At 71.3% G+C, this 15,196-nt stretch carries 15 protein-coding genes; 3 read left to right on the plus strand and 12 right to left on the minus strand.

Annotated features, from left to right (window positions below):
- Nucleotides 1-131 precede the first annotated feature (131 nt).
- Both AC07RV_RS43880 and AC07RV_RS43885 read right to left on the minus strand, forming a co-directional pair.
- A complete protein-coding gene (locus AC07RV_RS43880; RefSeq protein ID WP_256222743.1) occupies nucleotides 132-764 on the minus strand; it encodes an OmpA family protein in 633 nt (210 codons plus the stop codon).
- Nucleotides 761-1,285 carry a FecR family protein gene (locus AC07RV_RS43885; protein ID WP_444814426.1) on the minus strand — a complete coding sequence of 175 codons (525 nt, stop codon included), beginning with the start codon at nucleotides 1,283-1,285 and terminating at the stop codon, nucleotides 761-763. Before AC07RV_RS43885 ends, AC07RV_RS43880 begins: the two co-directional genes overlap by 4 nt.
- A 150-nt stretch (nucleotides 1,286-1,435) precedes the next feature.
- Here AC07RV_RS43885 and AC07RV_RS43890 point away from each other — a divergent pair, with 150 nt between their 5' ends.
- Both AC07RV_RS43890 and dtd read left to right on the plus strand, forming a co-directional pair.
- Complete coding sequence (locus tag AC07RV_RS43890) at nucleotides 1,436-2,365, plus strand: cation diffusion facilitator family transporter (RefSeq protein ID WP_296782985.1); 930 nt, start codon at nucleotides 1,436-1,438, stop codon at nucleotides 2,363-2,365.
- Nucleotides 2,362-2,802 carry a D-aminoacyl-tRNA deacylase gene (gene dtd, locus AC07RV_RS43895; RefSeq protein WP_296782983.1) on the plus strand — a complete coding sequence of 147 codons (441 nt, stop codon included), beginning with the start codon at nucleotides 2,362-2,364 and terminating at the stop codon, nucleotides 2,800-2,802. The genes AC07RV_RS43890 and dtd overlap by 4 nt, the downstream gene beginning before the upstream one ends.
- Before the next feature lie 17 nt (nucleotides 2,803-2,819).
- Here the strand turns inward: dtd and AC07RV_RS43900 are convergent, their stop codons facing one another.
- From AC07RV_RS43900 to AC07RV_RS43910, 3 genes are read right to left on the minus strand one after another with little or no spacing between them, the layout of a single operon-like run.
- Entirely contained in the window at nucleotides 2,820-3,407 is a 588-nt protein-coding gene (locus tag AC07RV_RS43900) for a class I SAM-dependent methyltransferase (RefSeq protein ID WP_296782981.1), read from the minus strand.
- Between the two features lie 19 nt (nucleotides 3,408-3,426).
- Nucleotides 3,427-3,885 carry an rRNA maturation RNase YbeY gene (gene ybeY / locus AC07RV_RS43905; RefSeq protein ID WP_093348042.1) on the minus strand — a complete coding sequence of 153 codons (459 nt, stop codon included), beginning with the start codon at nucleotides 3,883-3,885 and terminating at the stop codon, nucleotides 3,427-3,429.
- A 1-nt stretch (nucleotide 3,886) separates the two neighbouring features.
- Nucleotides 3,887-4,840 carry a PhoH family protein gene (locus tag AC07RV_RS43910; protein ID WP_296782979.1) on the minus strand — a complete coding sequence of 318 codons (954 nt, stop codon included), beginning with the start codon at nucleotides 4,838-4,840 and terminating at the stop codon, nucleotides 3,887-3,889.
- Nucleotides 4,841-4,943: 103 nt separating this feature from the next.
- On the opposite strand from AC07RV_RS43910, the gene ruvA reads away from it, so the two are divergent.
- The gene (gene ruvA / locus AC07RV_RS43915) at nucleotides 4,944-5,516 is read left to right on the plus strand and encodes a Holliday junction branch migration protein RuvA (RefSeq protein ID WP_093348037.1); all 573 of its coding nucleotides are present in this window, start codon (nucleotides 4,944-4,946) and stop codon (nucleotides 5,514-5,516) included.
- Between the two features lie 2 nt (nucleotides 5,517-5,518).
- On the opposite strand, the gene AC07RV_RS43920 is transcribed toward ruvA, so the two are convergent.
- The 7 genes from AC07RV_RS43920 to AC07RV_RS43950 all read right to left on the minus strand — a co-directional run bounded on the left by AC07RV_RS43920 (nucleotide 5,519) and on the right by AC07RV_RS43950 (nucleotide 15,150).
- Nucleotides 5,519-6,685, minus strand: a complete 1,167-nt coding sequence (locus tag AC07RV_RS43920; RefSeq protein WP_296782978.1) for a serine hydrolase domain-containing protein — start codon at nucleotides 6,683-6,685, stop codon at nucleotides 5,519-5,521.
- 11 nt (nucleotides 6,686-6,696) lie between these two features.
- Nucleotides 6,697-9,000, minus strand: coding sequence for a primary-amine oxidase (tynA, locus tag AC07RV_RS43925; protein WP_296782977.1), 2,304 nt, complete (start codon nucleotides 8,998-9,000; stop codon nucleotides 6,697-6,699).
- A 72-nt stretch (nucleotides 9,001-9,072) separates the two neighbouring features.
- Entirely contained in the window at nucleotides 9,073-10,035 is a 963-nt protein-coding gene (locus AC07RV_RS43930; RefSeq protein WP_057590771.1) for a helix-turn-helix domain-containing protein, read from the minus strand.
- 127 nt (nucleotides 10,036-10,162) lie between these two features.
- Nucleotides 10,163-11,146 (minus strand): Bug family tripartite tricarboxylate transporter substrate binding protein, encoded by a 984-nt coding sequence (locus AC07RV_RS43935; RefSeq protein WP_296782976.1) that lies wholly within the window; start codon nucleotides 11,144-11,146, stop codon nucleotides 10,163-10,165.
- Between the two features lie 20 nt (nucleotides 11,147-11,166).
- Nucleotides 11,167-12,423, minus strand: a complete 1,257-nt coding sequence (locus AC07RV_RS43940) for an alkyl sulfatase dimerization domain-containing protein (protein ID WP_296782975.1) — start codon at nucleotides 12,421-12,423, stop codon at nucleotides 11,167-11,169.
- Nucleotides 12,420-13,757, minus strand: a complete 1,338-nt coding sequence (locus AC07RV_RS43945) for a DUF1254 domain-containing protein (RefSeq protein WP_296782974.1) — start codon at nucleotides 13,755-13,757, stop codon at nucleotides 12,420-12,422. The genes AC07RV_RS43940 and AC07RV_RS43945 overlap by 4 nt, the downstream gene beginning before the upstream one ends.
- 4 nt (nucleotides 13,758-13,761) lie before the next feature.
- Nucleotides 13,762-15,150, minus strand: a complete 1,389-nt coding sequence (locus AC07RV_RS43950; RefSeq protein WP_296782972.1) for a DUF1254 domain-containing protein — start codon at nucleotides 15,148-15,150, stop codon at nucleotides 13,762-13,764.
- Nucleotides 15,151-15,196: the final 46 nt, after the last annotated feature.

Raw genomic sequence — 15,196 nt, forward strand, 5'->3', positions numbered from 1 at the left:
GTGTGCGTTTGACGCCTGATTCCATTGACTCGCCTTTTCTCGAAGGAAAAGGTGTCAACCCTGGGCAGGACGGGTCACCCAAAGCAAAAAGGCCGGGTCGATCCCGGCCTTTTTTGCGCGAGGGGCGCGCCTCAGCGCACTTCGATCGTCACGCGCCGGTTGCGCGGCTCGTCGACCTCGTCGGCCGTCGGCACCGCCAGTTCGCGTTCGCCGCGGCCTGCGGCCTCGATGCGGTTGGCCGGGAAGCGGCGCTCGATGAAGAGCTGGGCCACTTCCTGCGCGCGGCGGCGCGAGAGCGCGTCGTTGTTCTGCAGCGTGCCCTTGGTGTCGGTGTGGCCGACCACGACGATGTCGCCGCCCGGGCGCGCCTGCGCGGCGGCCAGCGCCTCCTCCATGATCTTCTGCGAGGCGGCCGTCAGCGTGATGGTGCCGAGCTCGAAGTACACCGTGTAGCGCTGCGACGGCGGCGGACGCATGTCGAACAGCGGCTTGTTCTCGGCCTGCACCTTGGCCGCATCGGCGGCGTCGACCACCGGCGCGCCCGAGGCGCCCTGCTTGGCCGTGGCGCGCTGGTAGGGTTGCGAGAGCACCTCCTCGCCGTTCTTGGCGCGCACCACCACCGCCGAGGCGGAGCCGTCGGCCTGCGGCAGCAGCACCACGCGGGTGGCGGGCGAGGAACAGGCCGCGAGCAGCGCGACCAGCAACGCGGCACCGAGGAAGCGCAGGCGGGAGGAAACGAGGGAACTGGAACCGGAACGCATCATGGCTGGCCGTCGGTCTGGACGATGAAGTCGGTGCCGCGGATGCCGATGGTCGCCGTCTGCGTCTCCACACGCACCGCGTCGGGGTTGGTCTTGCCGATCAGGCCGGTGATCATGCGCATCGAGCCGCGCAGCAGCGAAACCAGCAGCCCGCCTTCGTGGGTGGTGGCGTCGAAGTGGAACTGCTTGAGATCGAGCCGCGAGGAGGGGCCAACCACCAGCGTGGTGTCGTCGCGCAGCACGACCGCGGCCGAGGAGTCGGGGCCGGTCACGATCCGGTCGACCGAGGCCAGGGCGTCGCCGGGCACGGCGTTGCGGGCGGTGGCGGCGGCGCTCAGCAGCTTGACGTCGCCACGCACCGACTTCACGAAGCCGGCTTGGCGCTCGGGGGCGGCCGCGGCGGGAGCGGCAGTGGTGGGGGCCGGCGCGGCGGCCGGAGTGCTCGGGGCGGTCTGCGCCTGCGAGATCGCCGCGGCGCCAAGCAGCGCGCAGCCCAGCAGGGGCAGGAGGAATTTCTTGTGCATCATCGGGTTTTCCGCGAACTGTTTCGGGGCGGACACAATTATTAATGCGAAGGCGTTACACCTGGACACGAACATGATAATTCGGTGGCTAACTGCGGCCTTTTACCGTTTTTCCTGTCGCCTGTCGCCGTCATCGCCGTTCGGGCACGCATGAATCTCACACCCAAGACATTGCTGAGGGCCTCCATCGCGGTGGCCCTGGTCACGATTGTGCTCAAGGGCCTCGCGGGCTACATCACCCATTCGATGGGCCTGATCTCGGACGCCATGGAGTCCTTCGTCAACCTGGCGAGCGCCACCTTCGCGCTGGCCATGGTGACGATCGCCGAACGCCCGGCCGACGAAGGCCACCCCTACGGCCACCACAAGGCCGAGTACTTCTCCTCGGGCTTCGAGGGCATCCTCATCGTGGGCGCGGCCGTCGCCATTTTCTGGGTCTCGGTGCAGCGGCTGCTGGCGCCGCAGCCGCTCGAGCAGCTCGGCTGGGGCCTCGCGCTGTCGATCGTCAGCTCGGGCCTGAACGCCGGGCTCGCGTGGCTGCTGTTCCGCGCCGCCCAGGCCCGCCGCTCGATCGCGCTCGAGGCCGACGCGCGCCACCTGATGGCCGACGTCTGGACCTCGGCCGCGGTGCTGGTGGGCATCGTCGCCGTGCATTTCACCGGCTGGCTCTGGCTCGACCCGTTGCTGGCCATCGGCGTGGCACTGAACATCGCGCGCGAGGGCGCGAAGCTGGTCTGGCGCTCCTCGCAGGGCCTGATGGACCAGGCGCTCGAGCCCGAGACCCAGGCGCTGCTGCGCGCCACGCTCGAGCGCTTCGCCGCCGGCGTGCCCGAGGGCGGCCGGCTGCGCTTCGACGACATCTTCACGCGCAGTGCCGGCCAGCGCCGCTTCGCCGACCTGCACATGCACGTGCCCGGCGACTGGACCCTGGAGCGCGCCGCCGCCCTGCGCGACGCGCTCGAGCAGGCCCTGATGGACGCGGTGCCCGGCCTGCGCGTGACCATCCAGCTGCTGCCGCTGGGCATGGAAGCCCGCGCCACCCGGCTTCCGTCAGATACCCCCGAGGAATCCCATCCATGAAAGCAGTGCTCCAGCGCGTGGCGCAGGCGCGCGTCGACATCGCGGGCCGCACCGTCGGCGAGATCGGCGCCGGCCTGCTGGTGCTGCTGTGCGCCGAGCGCGGCGACACCGATGCCGCGGCCGACCGCATGCTCGCCAAGATGCTCAAGCTGCGCATCTTCTCCGACGAGGCCGGCAAGATGAACCGCAGCGTGCAGGACATCGGCGGCGGCCTGCTGGTGGTGAGCCAGTTCACGCTCGCGGCCGACGTGAACGGCGGCAACCGTCCGAGCTTCACGCTCGCGGCGCCGCCCGACGAGGGCCGCCGGCTCTACGACTACTTCGTCGCCCAAGCGCGCGCCGCGCATCCCGTGGTGGCCACGGGCGAGTTCGGCGCCGACATGCAGGTGCACCTGCTCAACGACGGGCCGGTCACGATTCCGCTGCAGATGAGCTGAGGGCGGCGCCCCCTGGTTCAGTCGCGCCGCAGCAGCGCTTCCCACGCCACCTTCGGGTGCTCGTAGCGGTCGAAGCTCAGTTCCTCGAGCTGCGCGATGCGCCAGCCGCGCGCGAACAGCCGCTGCACCGTGCCGCGCTCGAAGAAGCGCTTCGGCGCGCCATCGACGAGGTAGAGGTTGTCCTCGTCCGCGCGCCCCGGGCCGCGCCCGCCGTAGTGCCGGTCGTTGACCGAGTTGAGCCGGCACAGCAGCACGCCGCCGGGCCGCAGCAGCGCATGGATGCGCTCGACCAGTTCCAGCGTCTGCGCCCATTCGAAGTAGTGCAGCGACAGGCTCGCGAGCACGACGCCGATGCGCTGTCCCTCGGCCAGCGGAAAGGGCGCGCGGAAATCCTGGTTGTGCACGCGCACGCCCGCCAGGCGCCGCTCGCGCGCGGCATCCGCCGCGCGTGCCGACAGCTCGATCGCCTCCACGCGCAGCCCCGCGGCCGCCAGCGTGGCGCTGTCGCGGCCGTCGCCGCAGCCCAGTTCGAGCACCGGGTCGGCGCCCGCGCATTCGGCCAGCAGCGGCAGCCAGCGCACGAGCCACGGGTCGGTGTCATCCATGGTCATCGGCGCGCGGGTCTCAGCGGTTGTAGGGATCGCGGATGCCCAGCCCCGCGAGGATCTCGATCTCGCGCGCCTCCATCGCCTCGGCGTCTTCCTCGCCGGTCTCGTGGTCCCAGCCCTGCGCATGCAGCGTGCCGTGCACCAGCAGGTGCGCATAGTGCGCGGCCAGCGTCTTGCGCTGCTCCTTCGCCTCGCGCGCCACCACCGGCGCGCACAGCACCAGGTCGGCCATGACCACGGGCGCCTGCGCATAGTCGAAGGTCAGCACGTTGGTCGCGTAGTCCTTGCCGCGGAATTCGCGGTTCAGCTGCTGGCCCTCGTCGGCATCGACGATGCGCACCGTGATCTCGGCGTCGGCATCGAGCGCATGGCGGATCCAGCGCGTCACGCCGTGGCGCGGCAGCGCGGCGCGGTGCCGTTCCACGCCCTTGAAGCGTCCGAACTGCAGCGACAGGGTGAGTGCGGCCAGCGCCATCTCAGTGCCCGCCCGCGCCGGCGCGCTTGCGCTGGCCGTCGTAGGCGTCGACGATGCGCGCCACCAGCGGATGGCGCACCACGTCGGCGCTCGTGAAATGCGTGATCGCGATGCCGTTCACGCGCCGCAGCACGCGCTCGGCGTCGATCAGTCCGCTGAGCTGCTGCTTGGGCAGGTCGATCTGGCTCACGTCGCCCGTCACCACCGCCTTGGCGCCGAAGCCGATGCGCGTGAGGAACATCTTCATCTGCTCGGGCGTGGTGTTCTGCGCCTCGTCGAGGATCACGAAGGCGTTGTTGAGCGTGCGCCCGCGCATGAAGGCCAGCGGCGCGATCTCCAGCGCGTTGCGCTCGAAGGCCTTCTGCACCTTCTCGAAGCCCATCAGGTCGTAGAGCGCGTCGTACAGCGGCCGCAGGTAGGGGTCGACCTTCTGCGTCAGGTCGCCGGGCAGGAAGCCCAGGCGTTCACCGGCCTCGACCGCCGGGCGCGTGAGCACGATGCGCTGCACCGCGCTGCGCTCGAGCGCATCGACCGCGCAGGCCACCGCGAGGTAGGTCTTGCCGGTGCCGGCCGGGCCGATGCCGAAGGTGATGTCGTGCTTGGCGATGTTGTCGAGGTACAGGCTCTGCGTGGGCGTGCGCGCGCGCAGGTCGGCGCGCCGGGTGGCGAGCGTGACCGCGCCGTCCACGTCCTCGTCCATCGAGCCGTCGCCGGCCAGCGTGAGCTGCACCACCGCCGCGTCGATCGGTCGCTGGGCGATCTCGTAGAGCGCCTGCAGCACGTCCATCGCGCGCTGGGCGTTGACCTTGGGGCCGTCGATCTTGAACTGCTCGTGGCGGTGCGCGATCTTCACCGCGAGCGCCTCCTCGATGCGGCGCAGGTGGGCGTCGAGCGGGCCGCACAGGTGGCCCAGGCGCGTGTTGTTGGGCGGAGCGAAGGTGTGTCGCAGAATCACGCGGTTTCCATTTCCATCTTTATTGGTAGCCCATGCAAGACCGGCCCTGCTCCAGAAAATGCAACCCAAGGCGGGAAGCGCCGCAAGCGTCGGGGGGGCGCCAATGATAGGCAAACTCACCGGGATACTCGCCGAACGCAATCCGCCGCAGGTGGTGATCGACTGCAACGGCGTCGGCTACGAGGTCGACGTGCCGATGAGCACCTTCTACAACCTGCCCGGCGTCGGCGCCAAGATCTCGTTGCTCACGCACTTCATCGTGCGCGAGGACGCGCAGATTCTCTACGGCTTCGGCAGCGCCGAGGAGCGCGCCGCCTTCCGCCAGCTCATCAAGATCTCGGGCGTGGGCCCGCGCACCGCGCTGGGCGTGCTCTCGGGCATGAGCGTGGGCGAGCTCTCGCAGGCCGTCACCCTGCAGGAGGCCGGCCGGCTGGTGAAGGTGCCCGGCATCGGCAAGAAGATCGCCGAACGCCTCCTGCTCGAGCTCAAGGGCAAGCTCGGCGCCGACATCGGCCTGCCCGCGCATGCGGCCTCCGATGCCCAGGCCGACATCCTGCAGGCGCTGGTGGCGCTGGGCTACAGCGACAAGGAAGCGGCCGCCGCGCTCAAGGCACTGCCGAAGGACGTGAGCGTGAGCGACGGCATCAAGCTGGCGCTGAAGGCGCTGGCGAAGTAGGCCTAGGCGCGCAGCGCGCCCGCCAGCGCGCCCAGCAGCGCATGCGTCTCGACCAGGCTCGGCCCGTGCACCGGCTGCGGCCAGGCGCTGTGGATCGCGACCACGAGCTGCTCCTTCGGATGGATGTAGAGCTGCTGCCCGAAGATGCCGAGCGCGGCGAACAGGCCGCCGTCGAGTTCGGGCAACGCCTGCGCGCCGAGCGGGAAGGTCCACCACTGGTAGCCGTATCCCATCGGCTCGTAGCCCTCGAGCGTGCCGGGCGCGAGCCGCTGCGCGGGGTCGGCGCGCGTGGCGTCGCGCAGCCAGCCCTCGGGCAGCACGCGCTGTCCGCCGGCCATGCCGCCGCCGAGGATGAACAGGCCGAAGCGGCCGAAATCGCGCAGGGTCGCGTTGACGCCGCTGCCCGCGAACTCCTGGCCACCCGGCGCATCGAGCTGCCAATAGGCATCGGCCTCCATGCCGAAGGGCGCCCAGATCTTGCGCGACAGGTAGTCGCCGATCGGCTCGCTCAGCGCGCCGGCCAGGATCCTGCCGACCAGGTAGGTCTCGCCGGTGCTGTAGTTGAAGCGCGTGCCGGCCGGCGCCACGCGCGGCAGCGTCGCCATGAAGGCCAGCACCGCGCCCGCGTCCTGGTCGAGCTGCGCGCGCAGCATGCGGCGGCGGTCGGAGGCCGGGTCGAGGTAGTCCTCGTTCCAGGCCACGCCCGAGCTCATCTGCAGCACCTGCCGCAGCGTGACGCCGTCGTAGGCCGAGCCGCGCAGCGCGGGCACGTAGGCGACCACCGCGTCGTCCAGGCTCGCGATCAGGCCGTCGTGCAGCGCCGCGCCCACGAGCGTGGAGGCGATCGACTTCGCGACCGAGAACGACATCCAGCGCGTGGCCGCGTCGTTGCCCATCGCATGGCGCTCGAGCACCACCTGGCCGTTCTTGAGCACCAGCAGGCCGGCCGTGCGGTTGCGCGCCATGAACGCATCGATGCCGAACTCTGCGTCGCCCGCGCGGTAGCGCACGTCGACCGCGCGGCCCGCGGGCAGCGGGTGAACGTGCGCGCCGCGCCGGATCGTGCGCGTCGCATAGAGCCGGTCCATGTGGCGGTAGGTGGGCGCCTGCAGCTCGGGCGCCAGCGTCATCAGGTCCTCGAGCCGGCCGATGGCCTCGGTGTCCGCCATGCAGCAGCTCCTTACTTGGCCGGCTTCGCCGGCCGGTTCAGCCCCAGCGTCGGCGTCTCGTCGAAGAAGTTCCAGGGCTTGAGCAGCGCATGCACCCACTCGGTGGGCATGATCGGCCATTCCTCGGCGCGTGCGACGTGGGTGGTGCCGGTGGTGAGCCAGACCACGTTGTCGGTGTTCACGATCGCCTGGTCGTCGGCGGTGAACTGGCCCAGGCCGGTGTCCTTGTTCGAGCGGTTCGGGTACTTGCCCTCGGGGAACTGCTCCTCGGGGTCGTAGCGCGTCACCCAGAGCTGGCGGTCCATGAAGCTCAGGCGGTGGTTGATCCACTCGTCCTGCGCGAAGTTGGCGCCCTTGGCGATCGGGTGCGTGCCGCCCGCGTAGGGAATGAGCTGGTACGAGACCGGGTTGCCGACCTTGTTGTTCTTCGCCGGATTGCTCAGCAGCCGGATCGTCGACGGGTCGAACTTCTGCGCCGCCTGCCGCTCGGTCGCCACCGTGCGCTGCACCGTCTGCATGGTGCTGGTGCGCGGGCCGCCGCGGGTGTTGGGCAGCACCACCGGGTCGACCTCGGTCAGCGAGTTGTTCTCGCCGTCCACGTCGAGGTCGAGCCGGAAGTTGTAGATGTGCTGGTGCGTGGTGCCGACGATGTGGTGGTCGAGCAGGGTGCCGTAGCGCGTGTCCTCGGCGGCGGTCGCGTCCTGCATGGTGCGCGACTTCACGCCCTTCACGGCCTCGATGCCGGTGGCGCCCGCGTTGATGCCGATGGTGCCGTTCTCGGCGAACACCCAGTCGAACAGGTAGTCGTAGTTGCCCACCGTGCTGATCCAGCGCACCACCAGTTCGCGCCGCTCGGTGCTCACGTTGGGCTTGCCCATCTCCTGGTGCTTGAACTCGGGATCGGCATAGCGCTCGAAGACCGCGATCGCGCGCGGCACCTTCACGGGCGCGCCGGTGTAGTCGGCCAGCGTGGCGTCGAGCAGCACCGCGTTCTGCGGCGCGTCCTTCTCGGGCTCGATCGGCGAGGTCAGCGTGCCCATGCCGTACTCGCCCGAGTCGAGGTAGGCCTTGAAGTACCAGCCGGTGTCGGGGTCGCCGTAGGGCACGATCATCCCGCCCAGCGAGCCCTCGTACATCACCTTGCGCTTGGTGCCCTTGTCGTTGTAGGTCACGGTCGAGAGCACCAGGCCCACGCGCGAGTCGAGCCGCAGATGGAAGTCCCAGTTGCGCCAGTGCAGCATGTTGCCGGCGATGGTGTAGTTCTTGCCCTCGGGCTCGGTGATCTCCAGCGGCTTGGGCGCGGGCGTGCCGGCACGGTCGCGGCCGTCGTAGGGCGTGGGCTTGAGCGGCACCGGCACCAGGCCGCCGTCCTCGATCTTCAGCACCTTCTTCTGCTCGAGGTCGACCACCGCCACCAGGCCCTCGATCGGGTGCGCCCAGTAGTTGCCGTCGCCCACGTCGAGGTAGCTCACCACCTTGAGCAGGCGGTCCTCCTGGCGCAGCGAATCCTTGCCGTCGAAGTAGCCCACGGTCAGCGGCGTGGCCACCACCTTCTTCACGTCGTCGATGCCGCGCGTGGCGAGCGCCTTCGCGTAGTCGGCGCTGGCCTCGATCGCGCTCTGCACGGTGGCGAAGTCGTCGAGCAGCACCATGCCGTGCGCGCCTTCCACCGGCTTCCACTCGAGCAGCTTGCGTGCCGCAAGGTCGATGCTGCCCTCGATCACCTTCTTGCCGTCGAGCGCGACGAAGCTGGCCTGCCGCGCGGCGCGCACCGGCTGGCCCGAGAGCGCGAAGGCCCAGACCTGGTCCTTGGGCGGGCGCTTGAGGCTGATCTCGGTGAAGCGCAGGCCGGGCCTGTAGTTGCCCGAGGCCTTGATGGTCTCGAGCGCGACCTGGATCTCCTCGGCCGACAGCGGATTGAGCGGATTCGGCGTGCGCTCGACCACGAAGGTGCGGTCCAGGCTGGACTGGAACACCTGGTTGATGAAGTCGTGCGGCACCCAGGCCGCGCCCTTGCGCAGCACCACCGGCACGTCGAGCTGCAGCGGCTGGCCGTTGATCAGCGCGGTCTTCGAGCCGGGCTTGATGCGCACCAGCGTGCCGTTGCGCGCCACCGTGTAGACGTTGGCGAAGCTGTCGAAGCGCACGGTGGCGCCGAAATCCTCGACCGTCTTCTTGAGCGGCACCATGTGGGCCGCGCCGCCATGGGCCTGGGCGCCGCCGGCCGCGAGCGGGCCGAGGGCCAGCGCGAGCGCGGTGGCAAGAAGGGTGCGGGTGGTGCCGCGGACCGGCGTTCGATGGTGGCTGCTGCGCATGGACGACTGTTCCCTTTTCTTCGCATGTTGTGACGAGCGACAGCGAAGTTAAGGGCGCGGCCCGCGCGGCGGTTAGCCGGATTCGGCAAGCCAGCGCGCGCGCGTGGCGGAAGGCAGCTCGCCGAACAGCCGGCTGTAATCGGCCGCGAAGCGCGACAGGTGCCAGAAGCCCCAGCGCGCCGCCACGTCGCCGATGCTGTCGCGCCGGTGCGTCTGCAGCTCGCGCCGCACCCGGTTCAGGCGCATCACGCGCAGATAGGTCACGGGACTCAGGTGCACCACGTCCTCGAAGGCGTACTGCAGCGCGCGGCGCGACACGCCGGTGGCCGCGCAGAGGTCGGGCACGCTGATGGCCTCGTCGGCATGGGCCCGCATGTACTCGCGCGCCAGCGCCACGATGTGGCGCCGTGCCACCGTGCCGGGCGGCAGCCGGGTTTCGAAGGCGTCGCAGCCGATGCAGTGCAGCACCGCGTCGGCCAGCGAGAGCGACAGCATGTGGCGCGCGGCCGGCTGCTCGAGCTGCGCGAGGTTGCCGCGCGCCAGCGACAGCGCCGCGCCCAGCAGCTTCGACAGCTCGCTCTCGTCGAAGCCCGGCTGGCGCACCGGCGCCGGCTCGGGCAGGCGCAGCTCGAAGTCGGCGCCGAACAGCGTGGCCGCGAGCTCGGCCAGCGGCGCGGTGTCGATGCACACCGCCATCAGGTCCATGCCGGCGCCGGCCAGCAGTTCGAATTCGCGCTGCGGCGACAGCGCGATCAGGCGCCGGCCCTCGATCTCGTGGCCGCAGTACCAGCTGCCGCTGCCCGCGACCTCGGTGACGGCGAACGAGACCGTGCCCGGGCGGCCCTGGCCGTTCTGCAGCAGGGTCTGGTTCGCATGCTCGTGGAAGACCTGGACGAAGCCCAGGTGCAGGTCCTCGGACAGGCCCTCGAAGCGGCCGTTCGAGAGCTGCTCGTAGTGCTGGTCCCAGTGGTCCAGGCTCGAGGCCTGTGCCTGGGCCTCGGCGTTCAGGTGGCGGGAGAAGTGAAGCTCGGTCATGGTCGGCGCGGACGCTGGCACGGCGGCCGTCGTCGAGCCGACGAGCAGGAACCGTGCCGATCAGCGCGCAGTCTGCAAGAAGCGCGGGCGCTTGACCATCTTGCTTACCCTCGGTCCGGCCGCCGCCTCATTCGGGCTGGAGCCCGATGTCCTTGACCAGCGCGCCCCAGTCGCGCAGGTCCTGGCGCAGGGTCGCGGCGAACTGCTCGGGCGTGTTCTGCGGCAGGTCGGTGAAGTTGAGCTCGCGCAGGCGCTGCACCACGGCCGGGTCCCGCAGCGCGCGGTTCACCGCCTCGTTGAGCTTCTTCACGATGGCCGGCGGCGTCTTCGCGGGCGCCAGCACGCCGTACCAGGCATAGGTGGTGAACGGGTAGCCGGACTCGGTCATCGTCGGCACCTCGGGCAGCATCGGGATGCGCGAGGGCCCGCTGTTGGCCAGCGCCCGGAGCCGGCCGGCGCGCACCAGCTCCACCGTCGAGGACATGTCGGCGAAGGCCGCCTCGACCTGGCCGCCCATCAGGTCTTGCACGCAGGGGCCGCTGCCCTTGTAGGGCACGTGCTCGATCACCAGGCCGGCCTGCTTCTTGAGGCTTTCCATCGCCAGGTGGCCGCCCGAGCCGTTGCCCCACGAGCAATAGCTGAGCTTGTCGGGCCGCGCCTTGGCATAGGCGACGAAGTCGGCCAGCGTCTTCACGGGCAGGTCGTTGCGCACCAGCAGCAGGTTGCCGCCGCGGCCGATCTGTGCCACCGGCGCGAAGTCCTTCACCGGGTCGTAGGGCAGCTTGCGGTAGAGGCTGGGGTTCACCACCATCGCGGCGGCATAGGTGAACAGCAGCCGGTAGCCGTCGGGCGCCGCGCGCGCCACCTGCTCGGTGCCGAGGATGCCGTTGGCGCCGGGCCGGTTGTCGACCACGAAGGGCTGCTTGAGCGACTTGCCCAATGCATCGGCGATCAAGCGCGCGATGGTGTCGGTGCCGCCCGCGGCGGCCGTGGGCACGACCAGCGTGACGGGTTTGTCTGGATAGGCCTCGGCGCCCTGCGCGGTGGCCGTGGCCAGCAGGCCGGCGAGGCCGGCAAGGAACAGGCCGGTGCGGAGAAAAGAAGCGGTCATGGATGCGGGTCCTCGGGAAGTCATTGGATACCGAAGCGCGCCTGCGTGCCCTGCTCGATCATGTCGGCGCTCACGCGGTAGAGGTTGCGCGACACGTAGCTGGGCACCTGCCGCGCGCGCTGGCGCAGCCACTCGGCCTTGAGCGCGCGTGCCTCGGCGAGCTCGGGCGCGTCGCCGCGCGCGGTGGCCAGCAGGTCGATCACGTGCAGCGCGAGCTGCCATTGCCCCTGCTGCGCGAGCGCGCGCGCCCGCGCGATCAGGCCGGCCTTGTCGGTGATGGCCTCGGCCACGGCCTGGCCGACGGCCTCGGGCGGCTCGGGGTGCAGGCTGGTCGGGTTGCGGTCCCACCAGCCGTTCTCCGAGCGGTAGATGTCGCGCACGATGTAGGCCGGGTCGCCGTAGGTGGGCTTCATCCAGTCGACCGCGAACAGCTCGTCGGGGCAGCGGATGCGCGCCAGCAGCTCGCGCTCGTTGAGGCCCTCGTTCATCAGCCGCACCACCTCGGCGCGCAGCCAGCGCAGGGCGCGCGCCGTGTGCGTGAGCACGTGCCGCACCTGGTCCTCGCCCTCGAGCGTGGCGCCGAACTCGCGCACCGCCTTGCGCGCGCCGAGCGCGGCCAGCGCCTCGAGCGTGTCGGCCCAGCGCACCGTGTCGCGCAGGGTGCGAAAGGGCGTGCCGATGTTGGGAATCGAATCGATCAGCGCCGCGCCGCCGTAGAGCACGCGCTGCGCGGGGCTCCACAGCGCGATCGCGTCGTCGGTCTCCGAGGGCGCCCAGCGCAGCTCGATGGCGCGCTCGCCGTGGCCGATGGCCAGCCGCTCGTCGAAGGTCTCGGTCGGCGCATGCATCGACAGCCGCTGCGCGAAGAAGCCCGCGGGCCGGTTGAACTGGATCTCGGCCATGCGGTGCTGCAGCGCCTCGGTCTCGCGGTAGCGCGCGAGGCGCCGCGGCACGTTGCGGTGCGCGATCACGCGCGGCGGCGCGTCGCCGCGCTGCGCCGCATGCGCGAGCCACATCGGCACGCCGGCGTTGTAGCCCACATGGCCGTGGCTGTAGCACAGCGCATGCAGCGGCGCGTCGCTGAGTTCGCGCACCGCGTCGATCATGCCCTGCGTCACCGCGCCGCCCGGGCCGGCGTCGATCACCACCAGGCCCACATCGGTCTCGGCCACGAAGGACTGTCCCTGCCCGCGCAGGATGTGCAGGCCCGGCGCCACCGTCTCGGTGCCGCTGCCGACGATGAGGAAGGGCTTCTCCTGTTCCTGTGTGCTGCTCATGCGTCGTCTCCCAGTCGTTGAAGCGGCGGCAGCGCATAGCGGCCGTCGAGCATCTCCGCGCGCGGCACGTAGGCGCGCAGGCAGAGGTAGAAGGCGCCCGCGGGCGCGGGCAGCCAGTTCGCGCGCGCGGCCTCGTCCGCGGGCGCCGCATGCTGGATGCGCAGCGTGAGGCCGCCGTCGGCGTCGTGGCGCAGCGCCGGCGTGCGGTCGCCGATGGCGTAGCGGTCGATCGGGTTGTCGACCAGCATGCAGTCGCGGCTGTCGTACATGGTGAGTGACCAGAAGGCCTCGACCGGCGGCAGCTCGCCGGGCCCGAAGCGCAAGGTGTAGCGGTGGTTGCCGTGCAGCGCGCGGCCCGCGGCGTCGTGCCAGGCGAGCGGGTAGGTGGCCTCGCGGCTCTCGAGCATGCCGATGTACTTGAGCGCGACCAGCGCGCGCATCCGGTGGTCGTCGCCGAAGTTGGCCTCGACCGGGGGCATGGCGACCCAGCCGCTGGCGGCCGCGCGGCCGGCTTCCGTGGCACGCAGCCGCGGCAGCACGCGGGCCAGCGCGTCCTGCAGCCGGTCGCGCTGCGTGTCGTCGAGCGCGCCGGCATCGGGGTGCAGGCCGAGCGCCGCGTAACGCGCGAGCCGGTCGGCATCGCGCGCGGGCGGCGGGTTCTCGCGCAGCGCGCGCTGCACCTGGGCCGCGAAATGCCCGGCGTCCGGCGGCGCCTTCGGATCGCAGGCCGGATCGAAGGCCATCGGCCGGGGCGCCGCACCGGCCTGCCAGTCGGCCAGCGTGCGCACCACGAAGCCATCCTGCAGCGCATGCAGGGCGGGCAGGTCGTGCGGCCCGTCGACCAGGATGCGGCCGATGACCCAGAGCCAGCGCGTGGGCGCCTCGATGCGCGCGCCGGGCGCGTCGAAGGCGGCCGGCACTTCGCCGCGCCAGCCGGGCGGCACGAGCACGAAGGAACGCGCCGCCGTGCCCGTGAGCCGCTGGCCGATGTGGGCGAAGGGGTTGGTATAGAAGTCGAGCAGGCCCAGCACGTAGTAGCGCCCCGCGGTGTCGGGCACGTCGATCACCAGCGGGCCCGCGCCGAGGTCGAGCCAGGCGTTGGTGTAGAGCGTGTCGTTGTTCGGCGTCACGACGCGGCTCTTGCCCGGGCCCAGCAGCTTGCGCGCATGGGTGAACACGTTGCACCAGCGTTGCGGTGCCGGTGCCTCGCCGGCGGTCTCGCAGCGTTGCGGCGAGGTGGCCGCGCGCATGCGGCACATCTCGTACAGCGGCCAGGCGTAGACCACGGCCTCCTCGGCCAGGGTGTCGAGCCCGGCGTCGATCGTTGTGGCCATGGCGTCAGTCCTCCTGCGGCTGCAGGGCCGGAATGCGCCAGGCGCGCACGCCTTCGCGCGGGTGGTACATGCGCAGGATCAGGTAGAAGCGGCCGGCCGGCGCGGGCAGCCAGTTGGCGGCATCGGCGGGCCGTGCATGGCCCAGCACCAGTTCCAGGCTGCCGTCGGCGCTGCGTCGCAGGCCCTGCGTGCGGTCGCCGATCGCATGGCGGCCGATCGCGTTGGGATAGAGGAAGCGGTCGCTGTCGTAGAGCGTCACCGACCAGAAGGCGTCGGCCGGCGGCATGTCGTCGGCCTCGAAGCGCATCGCATAGCGGCGCCGGCCATCGAGCGGCTCCAGCGTCGCGTCGTGGTGCGAGGCGGCGTACACGGCCTCGCTGGTGGCCAGCGCGCCCAGGCCCAGGTAGGCGGTGCGCGCGCGGCCGAGGAACTCGCTGCCGTAGCGGCCGGTGGCGGGCGTCATGGCCCAGGCCTTGGGCCGGTGGTGCCGGCCCACCGCGCCGACCACCCGCACGCCCTCGGTGAAACCTTCGACCAGGCCCTCGCGCAGCGGCGCGTCGAGCGTGTCCCACGCGAAGGCCGCATCGGGCCGCAGCCCGGCCTGGCCGAACCAGGCCACCAGCGCGCGGTCCTCGACGCGGCCCGGCGCTTCGGCGAGCGCCTGGCAGAGGTTGGCGAAGAAGCGCGGCGCGACCTGCGCGGCCGGCTCGCCGTTCTCGAAGGCGGCCGCCATGGCATCGACCGGTTCGCCGACCCAGCGCTCGATCGCCGCCGGGCGGCCGCGCGGCACCGTGCCGGGCGCGGGCGCGAGCCGGATCTCGGCCTGCAGCGCGCGCGCCGCGGGCCAGTCGGCCTCGTCGCCGACCAGGATGCGGCCGATCAGCCACACCAGGTCGGTCGGGCAGCGCACCACGCGGTGCGCGGCCAGCGCCTCGGGCACCGTGCCGGCCGGGCCCACGAGCACCACGGTCTCGCCCGCGGGATCGCAGTTACGCGGCCCGAGGTTCTCGAAGTTCTCGGTGTAGGCGTCGTACAGCGGCAGCACGAAGTAGCGCCCCGGATGTCGCGCGGCCGCGGGCACGCTCAGCAGCATCGGGCCGTCGGCCAGGTGGATCCAGGCGATGGTGTAGAGCAGGTCGTTGGCCGGCGTCACCACGTCGCGGTCCTCGTGGGTCGAGGGGCGCGGCGCATGGTGCAGCGTGTTGATCGGCGCGCGCACGTCCGAGCCGGCCGAGGTGCCGATCCGGCGTTCGGCGCGCGGCGCGGTCTGCAGCGCGCAGGTGCGATACGTCTCGGTCAGCGGATAGCCGTAGACGAAGGCGGCGAGGCCGATCGAGCGCGCGAGCGCCTGGCGCGCGGCGTCGACGGTGGCCTGGGAGGCGGGAGCATTCATGGGGACGGGACCTCTTGGCTGGTGGCGATGAAGGAAGGGGAAAGGA

Source organism: Variovorax sp. GW821-FHT09B01, assembly GCF_059418345.1.